The 229-nt window shown below is 52.0% G+C and carries 1 pseudogene; it reads right to left on the reverse strand.

The window, feature by feature from the left end:
- Nucleotides 1-229, reverse strand: a pseudogene (locus tag KVT34_RS31525) (hypothetical protein); the annotation flags it as partial.

The raw sequence follows: 229 nt of genomic DNA on the forward strand, positions 1-229 counted from the left end.
ATCTGGCGTACACTGGCGGAGTGTGGAGAGCAGTTCCACCTGGGGCTTCTCCAGGCTGACTCCTTTTGAATCACCGTACAAATCGACGTACAGCTTATTCTGATCGCCTACCTGAGCGAGAAAAACATTATCCGCGGTCGCGTTTTTTTTAGCCCATTGTTTATTTAACCATTCCCCTGTAAGCGAGGAGGCTGCCAGTTCGCTCTCGTCCCCAACCCCGTCCACAATG

This window comes from Paenibacillus sp. GbtcB18 (assembly GCF_019091125.1).
Taxonomy (GTDB): Bacteria; Bacillota; Bacilli; order Paenibacillales; family NBRC-103111; genus Paenibacillus_F; species Paenibacillus_F chitinolyticus.